The sequence below is a fragment of the Fibrobacter sp. UWB1 genome (genome assembly GCF_002210325.1).
Classification (GTDB): Bacteria; Fibrobacterota; Fibrobacteria; order Fibrobacterales; family Fibrobacteraceae; genus Fibrobacter.
Genome location: NZ_MWQL01000001.1, coordinates 67,294 through 83,340, shown reverse-complemented (window position 1 = coordinate 83,340; position 16,047 = coordinate 67,294). Strand labels below are relative to the sequence as shown.

The following is a 16,047-nucleotide window of genomic DNA, read 5'->3' as shown; positions in this document are numbered from 1 at the left end:
TAAAATCAGTTTGCGGGTGTAGCAGGCGTTGCCGTTTCTGGCGCCTTGGCGCTATCTGCCGGTGCAGAATCTGCTGCTGTAGATTGCTTCACCCCTTCGGGGTTCGCAATGACGTTTGTTGAGGGGCTCGCGGCAGCGTTTGTAGAGTCGCTTGCAACGGTTTCTACAGCGGGCGGAACCGTTTCGACAGCAGCGGGAGCAGGTTCAGCGGGCTTCGATTCTTCAACCTTCGTCTCTTCCACAGGCTTTACGTTCTTGAGCATCTCGCCCGCATTCACCACTTCTCCACTTGCTTCCAAAAGTCCAAGCCAGGCGACCACCGCGTCGTAATGCGCCTTCAAGTCAGCCACCTGCAAGCGCGAAAGCGCAAGTTCTGCATCCACAACATCCAAGCCCGTGGCAAGGCCCGCTTCGTAAGCCAAAGTCTGGCTGCGGTGCGCTTCTTCGGCCAATTCGCGAGTCTTCTTCAGGCTTTCCAAGCGGCTCTTGGCATGCTCCATTTCACGCCAGCGTTTTTCAACCAGCAGGCCAATGTTATCCATGGTCTGCTCTTCCATGCTCGAAAGCGAACGGTCGAGAGCCTTCGCGTTGCTCACCTTGGAGCGAGTCTCGCCGCCCTTGAACAAGTCCCACTGCATCTTGGCACCCACCGCCCAATCGGGCTCCAAGAGCGTCAGGTCGCGGGTATAAAGTTCCTTATAGGCAAAGAGTGCGACCGTCGGGAAATAATCGGCGCGGGCAGCACTTACCGCATCTTGACTGCGCTTGCGCTCGGTGCGCAACTGACGCAGACCCGGGTGTCTATCCATCGCAAGCTGCTTGAATTCTTCCATGGCCAAGGTCTGCTCCGGAGCAAGCACCGGAGTGATTGCCGTAATGTTCGTGTCCGTATGCAACAGACTTGCAAGAGCCAAGCGAGCAAGAGTTTGGTCGCGGTAAGAATCTTCAAGCGCGTTTTCAGCCTCAGCTAAAGCCACTTCGGCGCGCAGGCGTTCCGCCTTGCTAATCTGGCCACCTTCTTCCAGTTTCTTGGAGCGGGCCAAGTGTTCTTCCAAGTTCTTCTTGGTGCTTTCGCGAAGCACCGTCAATTCTTCGGCCAGGCGAAGCGTAAAGTACTTGGTAGCCACATCCATGAGGATTGTGTTTTGCGCCATGTCAAAGGCCGCCTTCTTGGCATTCACGTTTTCTTTGGCGGCATCGTAGGCGGAATAAATCTTGAGGCCCGTAAAAATCGGCCAAATAGCAGTCAAGCGCGCATTAAAGAACACGTCGTCCTGCACCTTCATGCGGAAATCGGCATCGTCGATTTTCGCTTTTGCAGCATCAAGCTGTTGCTTGCTGTCAGCCGCATACTTGTCTGCCGTCTGTTGAGCGATTTCTTGTGCAGAACCACCTACCTTGTCCAAGGCAAAGGCATTCGCCTCGGCTTCGCTCAGACCTTGCGCCCTTGCACCGGCATATGCCTGCTCGTAACCGGCCTGGGCCTTGTTATAGGCATCGATATAAGCCTTGGAATACACCCCTGCAGGGCCAACCGTCGCAAGACCGTCTGCAAGTCCACTTAGCCCCTGTTGGATTTGACCCAAATCAATATAGATCGGGTCGTTTATCTTTGTCACGCTGGCCGTCAGCGAAAGCTGGGGCATAAAACGGGAACGGGCCTCGGACTGACCACTTTCGGCCATTTCGACCTTGGCCTTTTCGGCCTTAATCTGCGAATTGTTCGCCTTTGCCATCGCAATGGCGTCCGATAGCGAAATGGGTGCTGCAAAAACGGCAGCACTCGCAGCAATACCCAAAAACAAACTCTTTTTCATACCTTAAAAGATATATATTTTTTACAAAAAAAGCCACCCTTTAAAGGTGGCTTCTACGCTATAATAGCAATTATATAACTTTACTTACCGGGAGTGGGTTCCGCGGCAATCCAGGCGGACGCTTCGTAGCCCATGGTGCTAAAGTCCTTACGTTGCAAACTGTAGCCGTGACCGTCCGCACGCTTGTAGTCAATGCCATTGCCGCTCCACTTATCGCTATAGAGCGTTGCATCGGACCAGTCATAGTACCACTGGTCATTAAGCGGGTTCGAAGCATCTTTCTGATAGAAGTAGGGTTTCTTGACCGCAATCGTTTCACCGCGGTTAGAAAGTTTACCGCTATAGAAGCTAATTAACACGCCTTCGTCAATTGAGAAACGCTTGCGTAGTTTATCCGCACCCAAAGCAGTCTGCAAGGAATCAGGGAACAGCACTACAATGCCACCCGCCGGAATCACGTCAGTTGAGGCAAATTCAAAGTTAATACCTTCGACCTTCCAACCTCTATTTCCGTTTGAAAGCTTTTCAAACGGCGTAATGGCGGTTTCAGACAAATTCTTGAGTTCCAGGAATTCAGCGTCGTTCGGGTCTTCTTCGTTCGGATGGTAGTGAATTTCGCTAATGACCAAGCCACCAATATAAAGCTTGGAGTTTGCAGCCCCCGGAGTCGCTTCGACAAGCGCCCCCTGAGCCGTAGAGCCATCACTCAAGTCCACCACACCGCTCGAAAGTTTACTAGACGGCAAGAGCAAACTGGATTCATCACCTTCGGTGGCGCCATACAGGTAATAAGAACCACCGATATCGCTAACGATCAGTTCCTTGGCGGCACCTTCGCTATCAACAAAGTCTGTCGCGGCATTCAAGACAAGGTAACCCTTTGCAGGAACGGTGCCGGCCTTAATGGAGAGCTTTTCCTTACGGATCTTGGATTCAAAAATCCAGCCGCTCACATCGACATCGGCGCTGCCCGCATTGTAAAGTTCTACCCAGGCATCGGTACCCGTACCAGACGGCATAATTTCGTTCAAACGAATGTTCGAAGTCGTGAGCCATTCATCGTTGCCCACACCAGGATTACCGTTCATAATCTTGCTTGCGCCCCAGGAGGTTGCCTGGGCAGCGTTCCCGCCCTTGTACACGAGCGTACGGCCCTTGCCGTTAGCAAGAGACGGCCAAGGCGGTTCCATGCTGTAAGAGCAGCTCACGTCGCCTTCACCCGTCAGCTTCACGTCAATCACGTCGCCTTCGTTCGAAAGCTTGGCCACAGCACCAGTCTTCGGATCATTATCCCACGGACCATAGAGACGGCCCTTGAATTCGGGATAAGTCTGCATGAACAAATCCTTGTCGTTGGTCACGACAATGTATTCGCCCTTCTTGAGTTCTTCATTCGGGAACGTAAAGGAAAGAGCACCATCCAAACGCATACCCGAAGCCAACATGCTGCTAATATCCGGACCACTCTGGATTGTCACTTCGACCCATTCCAATGCGGAACCATCGTCAGCATTATACATGATTTCGGTAATCGCCATCTGGGTGTACGAAGAATCAACCACTTCAGTAGCCGAAGATTTGGGAACGTCACCGTTAACGCTGCTCGAAGAACCCGTCGCAGGAGTATCGCCCGCAGACGAAGTCGGGGCAGGATTCGTACCACCTTCCGAAGACGAAGAAACGGTCGGATCAGCAGGATCCGGTTCCGTAGACGAGTCACTGGAACAAGAGGTGGCAAGAACCATTGCGGTCACTGCCGAACCAGCCAAAAGAATCTTTTTGATATCCATAGAGGTATCCTCGCAAAAACTTTCTTCTATTTTAATAATTTTCGCCAGCGCCTACGGCAAGCTTCGTCCAGTACGGAGTCTTAAAGCGACGCGGATTTTCGTATACACGTTTCCATTCTGCGGCGGCGTTGCCGAATTTGGAGAAGGCAGCGTGTTTTAAGTTCAAGAACTTGATCAAGTCGAACATCCAGTACGGCACCTGGGAGCAGGGGCACTTGAGTTCGAGCACGGCATCGCATGCCGGCTGGAAAAATCTCGGAAGACCCGTCGAATGCATGTAATGCGGATCGACCGTATAATCAAAACCGTTTTCTTCGCGGAAACGCATGCCGGTATCGATCGTCACGCGGGAATATTCTTCGCGAAGTCCGAACCAGGCGCGGCGCTTGTACTGGGTCAAAAGGCGCGGGTGCGCATTGTAGAGTTCCGTCTTGTACAAGAAATCCTTGATGTACATGCGGTCCTTTTCGCCCTTGCACGGCCAATCTTCGGGTTTCATGTTCCAGACTTCGCCCGGGTTAATGCCCTTGATGGTTCCGCGGCTCTTGTAGCAAATGTTCTTGATCTTGCGCTTGCATTCAAAGTGGAACGTTCCGTCTTGAGCCGGGTGTTCACCATAGGTGCGAATGCGCATATTGAAGCGATCCAGCAACTGTTTCTTTTTCCAGCCGAGGAACGTCCAAGAAGGCGAATCCAAGTAGAGGTTCGTAATCCAGTAGAATCCGCCCGGCGTAATTTTAGAGTAATAGTCTTCTTCGCAGTACGGAGCAAGGAATGCGCCGATACGGTCCGCCCATTCCACGGGAATGTGGTACTTGAGTTCGAACCTTTCGAGAAGGCTAAATCCGCGGGCTTCGGCCATACTACTTGAGCCCCCCGACTAAATGGTTCTGCACGCCTTCCTTGGAAAGCTGGCCTGCATACTGCAACAGTTCAAGATAAAGGTCGTAAATGTCGGTTTCGAGCTTGGCTGCATTCAGTTCGCTTTCGACAGCGGATTCACGGGCGCGCAGCAACAGAAGCGGGTCAGATCCGGCGTCTTTCGCAAACTGCTCGAAGATGTTACCGGCCTTTACCTTGTCTGCGAAATCCTTCTGGACCTTCCATTGAGCAAGGAATCCGTTGATCTGTTCGACAAGGCGATTCACCTTCACGCTCACGTCGCGGAACTTTTCCATATAATCGCCTTCGGCTTCAAGGTCTGCCACCTGGTTACGCAGATCGTCATCCTTGTTGCTGTCAAAGAACGGAAGCTTAATGCCAATGTTTGCAAAGAACTTGTCACGAGTGCGACGATTGTCCTTGTCATCCACAAGTCTCTGGATAGAATACGTGTTGTCAAAGCGAGCGGTTTCTTCGTTATAGGCTTTATCCTTCCACTTGGTACAATCGTCTTCGCTGTAATATTCGCTATTCGTATTGCACAAATCGTCGTAGCCCATATCCTTGTACTTTTTCATCAAAGACGGAATCTTGAGCGAATAGCCGATACCGATATGCGAAATGTAGTCGCGGCGGCTAGCTACATCTTGCTTGGCGCGAGCTTTTTCGGAATCCATCTTGCCCTTGGCCATGGCAACTTGCGGGAACTTGTCGCTTACTTCGATGCCGTCTTTCAACTGAGCTTCGATATCTTCCATAGGCGGAAGCCAAGAGGAATCCAGTTCAATGCTATCGAATTCAGGAATCCACACGCGGAGTTTTCTTTCGGAATTCTGGAGCGAGTTGGAATCGTTGATGAGAGCCGCGCGAATCGAAGCTTCTTTTTCAAGAGCGGACATCAAGTCTTGCGGGTTGAAGTTGGGAGAACCCGACTTGAGGTGCAGCACTTCGATACGGTCAGCGTTGATCTGGTAGAGTTCCTGATTAAGCGCGTTGATACGCTTGCGCATCAGGTAATGAATTCCGCGTTCGTAGCGGTCGTACAAAAGAACGGCGCGGTCTTCAGCCAAATTCGCATTCGCATAGGCCATCTGAGCTTCGTAATGAGCACGGTCGGCAGAGCCTTCGCCAAAAGGCTTCGGCGTCATGCGAAGTTCAAAATCGTGCTGGGCAAAACTAAAACCATCAAGCTTGTAACGGAGTTCAAGTTTTTCCCACAACTTGGTATTGCGGGAGGTCGCAATGTTTGCACGCTTTTGAGAAGCCTGATAACGCACATCCTGGTCTGCAGACTGGATAAGCGTTTCCCAAGTCAAGGGAGCGGCAAGCAACGGTGCTGCAACAAACAGAGATACAAGAGCGGATTTTTTCATAAATCAAACTATTCGGAGATGGTCACCATTTCGCCCAGCAAGAACGAATTTTCAGCAGGGATTGTGATAATAACTTCGCGGCCGTGAATCGGCATTTCGGGCATTTTCCACATACGCATGGGGAATTCCACGATGCGGCTAGAAAGACCAACAACCTTACCCTTGATAGGCTTACCCGTTCCACTGAGGCTTTTCACCTTGACCGATTCACCAACATCCAAACGCTGGTACATTCTTTCGTGGATGTAGCCACGAACCAACGTCGGAGACTTGTGAGTGAGGGTGACGATCGGGGCGAAGCTAGATACTTTTTCGCCGTCATGAACATTCACGGAACCCACAACCCAGCTTTCCTTGGCAATCTGGGTCAACTCTTCTTGCTGCTTCTTGAGTTCTTCGAGTTCCTTCTGCAGGTTTTCGACTTCGCTCTTGCCAGCATCCTTCTGCAAACGGTTGCTGCTGCGCAGGAGCTTGATCTGTTCGTTGGCGTTGGCGTTAGCAACGGCAAGTTCGTTCTTCAAGCTCTTGATTTGCATAGCCATAGCGTCGTTACCGTCGCTGTTGGCGTTGGAACCCTTGAGGCTCTTGAGCTTTGCAGCAATTTCTTTGTTCTTCTTGTATTCGGTTTCAAGTCTGTTGATTTCGGACTTGAGCGTAAGGGTCTTCGTGGCAAGGTCGGCCTTGACTGCAGCGACCTTCTGGTCGATGTCGGCGGCAGAAAGGTTGCTACGGCCTTCGCTCGCATCGAGTTCGCGAGTCACTTCGGCAATACGGAGCGTGAGGTCCGGACGGTTGAGTTCCACGATGGTATCGCCTGCATTAATGGACTGACCAGGCATCACGTGCACCTTGACCACTTCGGTCGGGCTCGGCACGCTAATGGTTGTTTCTGCAGCTTCTGCAATACCCTGGAAGGTTGCAATCTTGCCCTGATACATGAACCCAAGAATAATGGCAATGATTACGCAAAGAACCCAGGCAATAGAAAGCTTGTGGCCATAGACATAAGCGACACCGGCATTAGACTTGTGCGTGTTCCAAAAATTTTCGAGCATATCGCTAAGCTTGTTCATACCGTCTCCCTTACATTTCCGTCGTGGCGTCCTGCATCATGAACTGTACGTCCGAGATGCCTTCGATTTTAGAGAGTTCGCTCAGGATTTCTGCAGCCGGATGAGTGGCACGCAGGCGAATCTGGTAAGCGACGTCAAGGCGAGCACCGCCGTCAACTTCACGCATCGTAATCAAGATGAACGTCTTGAGGCTAGACCTCATGATGTCTTCGATCTGACCACGGACCTTGGCTTCGTTGGGGAGCGCAAAACGGAGCATACCGTCAAAGAAATGCTTGGTACCAAGACCAGTACGGGAAAGGAGGAAAGCAACCGCGCTAAAGGCAATCGTGCCACCCACGGCAGCACCCCAGGCGTACACACCGCAACCGATACCGGCGCCAAGCGATGCGAACACAAACATAATGTCACGCGGATCCTTAAAAGACGTTCTAAAGCGAACCACGGAAAGAGCGCCCATCATGCCAAGACCGCGACCCACGTTATCACCGATAGCCTGCATCACAGTAGCAGCGACCACGGCACTAAGCACAATGGCCTGCACAAAGTTTCTCGAATACGACAAACCAAGGAAGGTTTTTTCGTAGGTCCAGGCAATCACCGAAGAAAGGATAAATGTGAGAATCAAGGTGTACGCCAACGTAATGAGAGTGGCGTTGGCGGTGCCGGATTGGACGGCTAATAGGTCGAGCATAAGGACTCCGTGGTTTACTTTTTATTTTTCAGCCAAAATTTACTTTAATCACTCGCAAAATAGCGAATTTCTGTGTAAAAATGGATGAACAAAAACCAAACGTTCCTAAAAAATGAGGCGATTCGGGACGAATTCACCCTATTTTACCACACCAGTTAGAATAATAGCAAAAAAGGGCAAAAATAACACCTAAAAAGATTTTTTCATTCTAAAACTTGTGTGCAAATAGCGTGCAAATCACAGTAATTTTTTTTTACGATTTTCAGTTGAATCGGCCTGCTCCGACACGACGCTTTCGACCCCTTTCAGACACCAAAGCTTCGATCAAGAACAAGAGGGCTGCAAGAGCCAGAAAAATCTGGTAGCGGTCCTGATAGTTTTCCATGCGGTCAGTAGCCTGATCCTTTTTTTCGAGGCTTGCAATTTCAGTCAGCACCTTCTGCAACTGGAATTCGCCCGGATTCGCATAGAAATAAAGCCCACCGGTAACGCTTGCGATTTCTTGCAGAGTTCCGTCTTCCAAACGGGTCGTCACAATGTTTCCTTGCATGTCTTTTTTGTAAGCGACTTCACCGTTTTTAGAATGCACCGGAATAGGCACACCTTCGCGAGAGCCGATACCGATCGTGTAAATGCGGATTCCCATTTCGGCCGCTTCCTTGGCGGCGTTTACGGCAGCGGCTTCAAGCTCTTCGCCATCGCTCATCAAAATCATCACGGAATATTGCCCCGCACTTCCGGAATTGCGGTACAAATCCATGCCCTTGCGGATTGCCTTTTCGAGGTTCGTGCCCGGCATGAGCCAGCCCGGAGTCAGTTCCCTGAGCATCATCTGTACGGTGCCGTAATCAAGAGTCAGAGGCACCATCACCTGGGCTTCGCCCGAGAACGCCACAAGCCCCACACGGTCACCCGAAAGCGATTCCAAGAACGCCGAAATTTCATGACGGCTGCGGGTCAAGCGATTCGGCTTGACGTCTTCGGCAAGCATCGAAAGCGAAATGTCCTGCAACAACACAAGATCAAGGCCGCGGCGTTCGATATGTTCCATTTTACGGCCCCACTGCGGGCGCGCAAGAGCCACAAACAAGAAGGCTATCGCAAACAACAAAATGGTCACCTTCGCAAGCCTACGCCAGGGCGACACCGAAGTCGAAAGCTTAGGCAACATCGAAAGCGAAACAAAGCGTGCGGCAAGCTTTTTGCGACGGTGGTATGCATACACAAAAAGAAGCGCAAACAACGGGAGCGTTAAAAGGCCCCACAAGAACATCGGTTCAGCAAATCGCATCTAAAGCCTCCATTACGGGATGCGCACAAAGCGCGTATTCGCAAGCAACAATTCAAGTAAAATCAAGAGTGCACCCGCCAATAGCCACGGGTAGAACTTTTCGGCATAGCGGGCGTATGCAACCGTTTCGATTTCGGTCTTTTCGAGTTCGTCGATTTCGGAATAGATCTTTTCGAGTTCTTCCTTGTTTTCGGCGCGGTAGAATCGGCCACCTGTCTTTTGGGCCACAGACTTTAACACGCCTTCGTCGATACCTTCTTCGGGCGTAATATCGCGTTCACCCCAAGAGATATCGCCAGTCCACGGATTTTGCTGAAAGGCAAGAATCTTGCCGTTTCTTTTGCCCACGCCAACGGTATAGACCTTGACTCCGAGAGATTGCGCGACGTCGGCAGCACGCATGGGCGGCACCACGCTGGCATTATCGCGGCCATCGGTCAAGAGTACCACCACCTTGGATTTCGCCTCGGACTTTTGCAAGCGCGCAAGGGAATTCATAAGGCCGTCTCCAATGGCCGTACGACTCCCCATAATGGAATCGCGGGCCAAGTCATCGGTCGCTTTCAGGATTTCAAGGAGGGATCCGTAATCGAGCGTCAGCGGGCACTGAGTAACGGAACGGGCTCCGAAAGCGGACAAACCGATTCGGTCGCTGTGGCGTTTCTGGATAAAGTCTGCAATCACTTGCTGGGCATAACCCAAGCGGCTATATTTCCAGTAGTCGCCGGATTTCAGGATGCGTTCTGCATTCATCACGCCGAGCTTCGCCTGCTCCATGCGGGTAAGCATATCGAGCGTACCCATAGAACCCGAAACATCGAGCGCGAGCATGATGTCAACGCCGTCGGTAGAGGTGTATTCCACTTCCATGGCGTTCTGCGGACGGGCAAGTGCAACCACAAAGCAAACGAGGGCGGCCAAGCGCAAAATCGGTACAATATGGCGGAATTTGACGCGACGGCTCGGAACCGCGCGTTTGGCAATCGAAAGGGCCGGGAATTTGATGGTACTCTTGCGGCGGTGTTCACGATAGATATACCAACCGACTAAAACAGGGACTAAAAGCAAAAGCCAGAAGGCTTCGGGATTCTGAAAATGTAACGCACCAATATCCATAAAATCTCCGAAAAATCGCAAAAATCAAATCATTTCGCAGAAGAATATACAAAAATGTGCGTCAAAAGGCTAGAAAACAATGTGTGATGAGGAATGTGCAATGTGAAATGAGGAATGATTAATAATTCATCGCACATTGCAAATTTCACATTAAACATTAAAATACGTCTTTCTGTGCAGTTACATGGGGCAAGAAGCGCTTCATGAGCGGTATGATGCCCAAATACAGCAGCATGGTCACCACAAAAACAAAGGCAAGCGCCACGGGCCTCGGCCAATGCACATGGTTTTCCTGCAAAATCTTAATGATACCCCACTGCACCCATCCATGAGTCACAAGCACCATGATGGAGTAACGTCCAAAATAAGACACCAGTGGAATCTTCTTAACGGCCTTCGAAAAGAACAGCACCGCAAGCGTTCCGATAATGCCGCACAGGTAAACACTCCAAATCGGGAACCAATAGCGGTTGCTCACGTAACTCACCGAATCAGGAGGGGCATTCCACGCAAGCGCAACAACCAGGCCAAAGCCCAAAAGCGCAAAGGGCATATTCCAGCGATCCATGCGATTGGGGGCAAGAATCTTGGTATAACGAAACGCCACATGCCCAGCGCAAAAATACGGAATAGCCGTCATCGAAGACGCCCAGAACAGAGGAAGCTTGATATTGTAGCGGCCCAAGAAAAAACCGATCAGGCCAAGCACAACCGAAAGCACCACTAAAGATACCGTCGCATACTGCGGGAAGTTTCTGGCTACAACTTTTTTAGCGGCCAAGTACAGCCCGTAAAACATCAGGTTCGTCCAGAATAGGCTCAGCAAAAACCAAATCGGGATATTCGGGAAGGACTGTTTCCACACAAAAGAAAACCATACAGCGGCACCGGGATTCGCACGCAAGTGAAAACAATACAGTATAAAGGGCAACAAGCACGACAGGGTCACAAAAAAGAAAGCAAACGGAATCAGCAACTTGTTGATTTTGCGCTTGCAGAAATCAAAAAATCCCGCATATTCCTTAAAGAAGAGCCCCGACAAAAAGAAGTACAATGGCATTCTGAACGAAGACACGGCCTCTTTTAGCGGGTATGTTTCAAGCCCCCACGTGCTCACCACATGATGCCACACCACCAGCATAATGCAAATGCCCTTGGCCAAATCGACAAAGGCGTAGCGCGGCTTGGAGGCGGTGTTCACAGTTTCCATAAATACTGTTATTCCTTTTCCAGGAAATCGAAAATGCGCTGTTTGTAATCGGGCCGTTCATCGAAGACTGCATGGCCGCAATCTTCGTACATGTAGAATTCGCAAGGAACGCCTTCGGCCTTCAGCTTTTCGGCCAATTTGACAGACGCTTCAGGCGTAGTCACAAGGTCTTTGCCGGCCCCCAGCACAAGCACCGGACACTTGATTTTGCCGAGGTCATCGTAAGTATCCACGTAATCGCAGGCGTCTGCAAAAACGGCAAAGCGGTCCAGTTCTTCGTCCGAGATTTCCTTGTACAAGGCAAGCAAAGCCCTGCGATAACGGGCTGTGAACTTTTCGCTAAAGCAATCGTCGATAAAGGCGTTTACAAGAGTCGATGTTTCGCGGGACCGCGCAAGGCGCGCCCAATTCTGGATTGTCGTAATCTGTCGCGGCTCCGCCTTCGATGTCGAGGACCCGAGCACGAGCTTGTTCACGACTTCGGGATTGCGGACCGCCATATACTGCGCAATCATGCCGCCCTGCGACACGCCGTAGATATCGGCCTTTTCAATGCCTAAAGCCTTGAGGGCCGCCACCTGGTCGTCGGCCATTTCGGGCAACGAATAACCGGGCTTGGCGTCTTTTTTGCGATCAAAAAAGTAGAGCGTGTACTTTTCCCTAAAAATCTTGTACGGTCCCTCTAACGAGGCAGCCGATTTCATGACGCTCTTGATCGAAAGCCCTGGGATTACAATCAGGGGTTTGGGGCCCGAACCAATACGGGCATATTCCATTTCAATGGTTCCCGCACGAACCGTATGTACAAGATTTTCGCTCATGCTAGAAATATAGTAAGTAGTAGGAAGTAAGACAAATGCGTAAGTCGAGTGTCGCGATCAAGCTTGCTTGGACATGACCGAGGCTAGCATTTGGTACTTGAGCGAAGCGAAAGTACAAGTAGACAGCAGGAAGTTAGAAGTTGACAGTGGGCTGTGACGGTTAAAAAAAATGCCGGAACTTTGTCCGGCATGTAATTATTGCTCAACTCCGAAATCCGAATTCTGAATTCCGAATCTGTTTTAGTTTCTGTGGAAGTCGTCTTCGACGCGGATGATATCGTCTTCGCCGGTGTATTCGCCCACCTGAACTTCAACGATAACCAGCGGGAGCTTGCCTTCGTTCTGCAGGCGGTGAACTTCACCCACTGGGATATAGGTGGATTCGTTCGGACGCACGTAGAAGACATTCTTGCCCACGGTCACCGTAGCGGTACCACTTACGACCACCCAGTGTTCCGAGCGGTGCAAGTGTTTCTGCAGGCTGAGACGCTTGCCCGGCTTCACCACGATACGCTTCATCTTGTAGCGTTCGGTAGATTCCAGTACGGAGTACGTACCCCACGGGCGGCTCACGGTCTGCGGCACGTTAATGAGGTCGGAACCGCGTTCCTTGAGTTCTTCCACCACCTTCTTGACCTTCTGGCTACTCGACAGCGGAGCGACGAGCAATGCGTCCGGGGTATCCACGATGAGCATTTTGTCCAGGTCGATAGTGGCAATGGTTCGTTGACAGCCCATCACAAGGGAATTCTTGGAATCCACGGCAATGTGGCGCGGGTTCACGTTGTTGCCGTTTGCGTCGTGCTGGTATTCGCCATAAAGGCTGTCGAAGCTGCCGAGGTCGCTCCAGCCGATATCGCTGGGAACCACCTTCACCTTATTAGACTTTTCCATGACGGCATAGTCGATGGAATTCGACGGGATAGCCATCATGTCGTCGCGGTCAATGCGGATGGGTTCACCGTCTTCGACTGTCGCATTGGCAAGGGCCTTTTTCGCAGCGGTGAGCATTTCCGGGGAATATTTGCCCAGTTCGGCGAGGAATGTCTTTGCCGTAAAGCAGAAGATACCGCTGTTCCAGTAGAAATTCCCTGCCAGCAGGTACTTTTCGGCAGTAGCGCGGTCGGGCTTTTCCACAAAGCGCTTTACGTCTTCTCCATCGGCTTCGATATAGCCGTAGCCTGTCTCGGGGCTGGTGGGCGTAATGCCGAACGTCACCAAGTTACCGGCCTTCGCCAGTTCTTCGGCGCGGAGAAGCACCTTCTTGTATTCGTCTTTCTTGCGGATCACGTGGTCAGACGGAGACACGAGAACGACCGTTTCGGGATTCATGGTAAGGCAGGCAAGGGCGATTGCCGGGGCGGTGTTACGGCCCACGGGTTCCAACAGGAACTTGCTACCCGTCATGCCTTCCGTTTCAAGTTGGTCCTTGGCCAAGAAGAACTGGTCGGCGTTAGAAACAATAAACTGCGATTCGCAAACAGCGGAGTTCGTGACCACGGTCTTGCGGAACAGGGACTGTCCGTCAAAAAGCGGGGCGAACTGCTTGGGCATCAGGGAACGGCTCACGGGCCAAAGGCGTGTGCCCGAACCACCACAAAGAATCAAGTTAATCATAGTCTATCGAACCTTATTTCTTGTTATCAGGAGTATAGTCATCCTTGACCACATGAACTTCATGAGCAGCCAAAGCGCCATAGTAAACCATGTTAACAGACGGGAAGATCAAGCTGACGAGACGGTTCCAAGTTGCGAGTTCGGAAGCGTCGACGTAGACGACATCGCGGGCATTCAACTGGAAGCGATCGGCCATAGCCAAGGCCATTGCGTTCTTTGCATTCAGCTGGAACACATCGATTTGCTTGTCAGAGGTATTACGGATAACGTAAATTCCGCGGGCGGTAGCGTTCAGAGCCTGCAGGCCACCGGCGGTAGCCAAGGCTTCGGCCAGAGTCAGTTTGCCGTTATAGATATTCACGATACCGGGTCTGCCGACTTCACCCATCACGTAGGCCTTCTGGTCTTTCTGGGTTTCAGAAAGCGACGGCACAAAGATCTGGTCATCGGGCTGCACCACAATGCGTTCAAGCGGCAGGTTGGCCTTGAAGGCATCGAGATAGTTAATGGTATAGACCTTGTCGCCGCGACGGAGCTGCATCACGGACGGGTCAGCTTCCTTGGAGAAACCGCCAACGCCGGCAATTGCATCGGGGAGAGTCATCGGATGTTCATCGAACGAAACATAGCCCGGCTTGGAAACGGCGCCAGACACGGACATCTTGCGGCTATGGTAGCCCGTCACGCGGACATCCACCTGCGGATCGTTCAAAATCTTGTCAGAAAGGCGCTTGGTAATTTCGGCGCGGAGTTCCTGGGCGGTAAGACCTGCAGCCTGGAGTTCACCGGCATAGGGGTAGAAAAGCTTACCATCGGTAGTCACCTTCTGGCCGGCCGGCTGGTACTGACCCATCGGGGAAGTCAGTTCCGGGTGTTCCCACACCACGACCTGAACCATGTCCAGAGGTCCAATGCGGTATTCCAGTTCCGGCAGGGAATCCACCATCAATTCCTTCAAGTCACCAAAATCACTAGCACTGGCACTGTCAGAGCCGGAGGCAGCCACAGCGGTGCCGAAATCGCCGGCGCCAATGTCGTGAATATGTACCATCATGCCATTGTATTCGGCAGAATCTCCTGGTACAGACATTTGCATCTGAGGTCCGAGAGCGCAACCACTCAAGAAGGCGGCGACAATAAGGCCAAGACCCAAACTCATTTTCTTCATAAATTAACCCTTTTGGCCAGCTTAAGCCTGGCCTTCGCTTTGTTTGATTTTTTCTACCCAGTACGGGGTCAGTTTAGAGATAAAATTCCACGCCAGCACGAAAGCGTTTTCGGGACGGCGGTACGGGTCGGGGACATCCACCCGCTGCGGTTCGCCGTAACGGAAAACCTTGCCTTCAAGCCACGGATAACGGTGCAACAAATCCATCTTGTGGCCGTTTTCCATCACCAGGATGAGATCGGCCCACTTCAAAATATCCAGATTAATCTGGCGAGCGCGGTGTGCGCTCATATCGATACCATGTTCAAGAGCAATTTTTTGGCTGAGCTCGTGCGCCGGATGGTCCACCAAGGCGCCAAGCCCAGCACTCATCACTTCAAAATCAGGCCCCAATTCTTTCTTTAGGCAATATTCACCCGTGGGGCTACGGCAAATATTACCGGTACATACAACGAGAATGTGTTTCATCATCTAAAAATTAAAAAAGTATTACAACCGGGACAAGAATAAAATAAAAAGAGCCGTCCAAAGACGACTCTTTAAGCACAAAATATCGTTTGCAGAGCGGGACTACAATTCGAAAGCGAATCCCAGATTCTTGAGCGCCGGATTCTTGGTATCCTTTTCAGAAAGCAGCGGCTCGAAACCATTGCCTACCGGCCACTTGATGCCGATTTCGGGATCATTCCACATCAGGCCACCTTCGTCCTTCGGATCGTAAAGGCGGGTGCACTTGTACACGAACGTCGCCGTTTCGCTAAGAACCACGAAACCGTGTGCAAAGCCTTCGGGAATGTAGAACTGCTTCTTGTTTTCGGCAGAAAGCACGACACCTTCCCACTTGCCGAACGTGGGGCTTCCCTTGCGCAGGTCCACCGCCACGTCAAAGACTTCGCCTTCGATCACGCGGACAAGTTTGCCCTGCGGATTCTTTTTCTGGAAGTGGAGCCCGCGAAGCACGCCCTTCTTGCTTCTGGATTCGTTATCTTGTACGAAAACCATGTTTAAGCCGGCAGCGTCGAATTCCGCCTTGTTGTAGGTTTCCATAAAGTAGCCGCGATGGTCGCCAAAGACCGTCGGCTCTACAATCGTCACGCCCTCGATAGAGGTTTTGATAAAGTTGAATTTGGACATATTTAGTTGGTAGTTGGCAGAACTTAGACCGCTTCGCTCTTAGACGAACAAATAAATCTAA

General features: G+C 51.3%; 14 protein-coding genes. All 14 read right to left on the bottom strand.

From position 1 onward, the window contains the following. Positions 1 to 5 precede the first annotated feature (5 nt). On the bottom strand, positions 6 to 1,817 hold the full coding sequence (locus B7988_RS00330) for a TolC family protein (protein ID WP_088656422.1): 1,812 nt from the start codon (positions 1,815 to 1,817) through the stop codon (positions 6 to 8). 80 nt (positions 1,818 to 1,897) lie between these two features. Further along, positions 1,898 to 3,607 carry a lamin tail domain-containing protein gene (locus tag B7988_RS00325; RefSeq protein ID WP_073318649.1) on the bottom strand — a complete coding sequence of 570 codons (1,710 nt, stop codon included), beginning with the start codon at positions 3,605 to 3,607 and terminating at the stop codon, positions 1,898 to 1,900. A gap of 31 nt (positions 3,608 to 3,638) precedes the next feature. After that, positions 3,639 to 4,469, bottom strand: coding sequence for a polyphosphate polymerase domain-containing protein (locus B7988_RS00320; protein WP_073318652.1), 831 nt, complete (start codon positions 4,467 to 4,469; stop codon positions 3,639 to 3,641). A gap of 1 nt (position 4,470) precedes the next feature. Further along, on the bottom strand, positions 4,471 to 5,862 hold the full coding sequence (locus B7988_RS00315) for a hypothetical protein (RefSeq protein WP_088656421.1): 1,392 nt from the start codon (positions 5,860 to 5,862) through the stop codon (positions 4,471 to 4,473). Between the two features lie 8 nt (positions 5,863 to 5,870). Beyond that, positions 5,871 to 6,935 carry an HlyD family efflux transporter periplasmic adaptor subunit gene (locus B7988_RS00310; RefSeq protein WP_088656420.1) on the bottom strand — a complete coding sequence of 355 codons (1,065 nt, stop codon included), beginning with the start codon at positions 6,933 to 6,935 and terminating at the stop codon, positions 5,871 to 5,873. Positions 6,936 to 6,945: 10 nt separating this feature from the next. Next, positions 6,946 to 7,629 carry a DUF4956 domain-containing protein gene (locus tag B7988_RS00305; protein ID WP_073318661.1) on the bottom strand — a complete coding sequence of 228 codons (684 nt, stop codon included), beginning with the start codon at positions 7,627 to 7,629 and terminating at the stop codon, positions 6,946 to 6,948. Positions 7,630 to 7,891: 262 nt separating this feature from the next. Beyond that, positions 7,892 to 8,920 (bottom strand): VWA domain-containing protein, encoded by a 1,029-nt coding sequence (locus tag B7988_RS00300; protein WP_088656419.1) that lies wholly within the window; start codon positions 8,918 to 8,920, stop codon positions 7,892 to 7,894. A gap of 12 nt (positions 8,921 to 8,932) precedes the next feature. Next, positions 8,933 to 10,036, bottom strand: coding sequence for a VWA domain-containing protein (locus B7988_RS00295; RefSeq protein ID WP_088656418.1), 1,104 nt, complete (start codon positions 10,034 to 10,036; stop codon positions 8,933 to 8,935). A 157-nt stretch (positions 10,037 to 10,193) separates the two neighbouring features. Next, positions 10,194 to 11,246 carry an acyltransferase gene (locus B7988_RS00290; RefSeq protein WP_088656417.1) on the bottom strand — a complete coding sequence of 351 codons (1,053 nt, stop codon included), beginning with the start codon at positions 11,244 to 11,246 and terminating at the stop codon, positions 10,194 to 10,196. An 8-nt stretch (positions 11,247 to 11,254) separates the two neighbouring features. After that, positions 11,255 to 12,067, bottom strand: coding sequence for an alpha/beta hydrolase (locus B7988_RS00285; protein WP_088656416.1), 813 nt, complete (start codon positions 12,065 to 12,067; stop codon positions 11,255 to 11,257). Positions 12,068 to 12,307: 240 nt separating this feature from the next. Further along, on the bottom strand, positions 12,308 to 13,684 hold the full coding sequence (locus tag B7988_RS00280) for a mannose-1-phosphate guanylyltransferase/mannose-6-phosphate isomerase (RefSeq protein ID WP_088656415.1): 1,377 nt from the start codon (positions 13,682 to 13,684) through the stop codon (positions 12,308 to 12,310). Between the two features lie 13 nt (positions 13,685 to 13,697). Beyond that, positions 13,698 to 14,852, bottom strand: coding sequence for a polysaccharide biosynthesis/export family protein (locus tag B7988_RS00275; RefSeq protein WP_073318679.1), 1,155 nt, complete (start codon positions 14,850 to 14,852; stop codon positions 13,698 to 13,700). 21 nt (positions 14,853 to 14,873) lie between these two features. Further along, a complete protein-coding gene (locus tag B7988_RS00270; protein WP_249268773.1) occupies positions 14,874 to 15,323 on the bottom strand; it encodes a low molecular weight protein-tyrosine-phosphatase in 450 nt (149 codons plus the stop codon). 99 nt (positions 15,324 to 15,422) lie between these two features. Further along, on the bottom strand, positions 15,423 to 15,986 hold the full coding sequence (rfbC, locus tag B7988_RS00265; protein ID WP_088656414.1) for a dTDP-4-dehydrorhamnose 3,5-epimerase: 564 nt from the start codon (positions 15,984 to 15,986) through the stop codon (positions 15,423 to 15,425). Between the last annotated feature and the right edge of the window lie 61 nt (positions 15,987 to 16,047).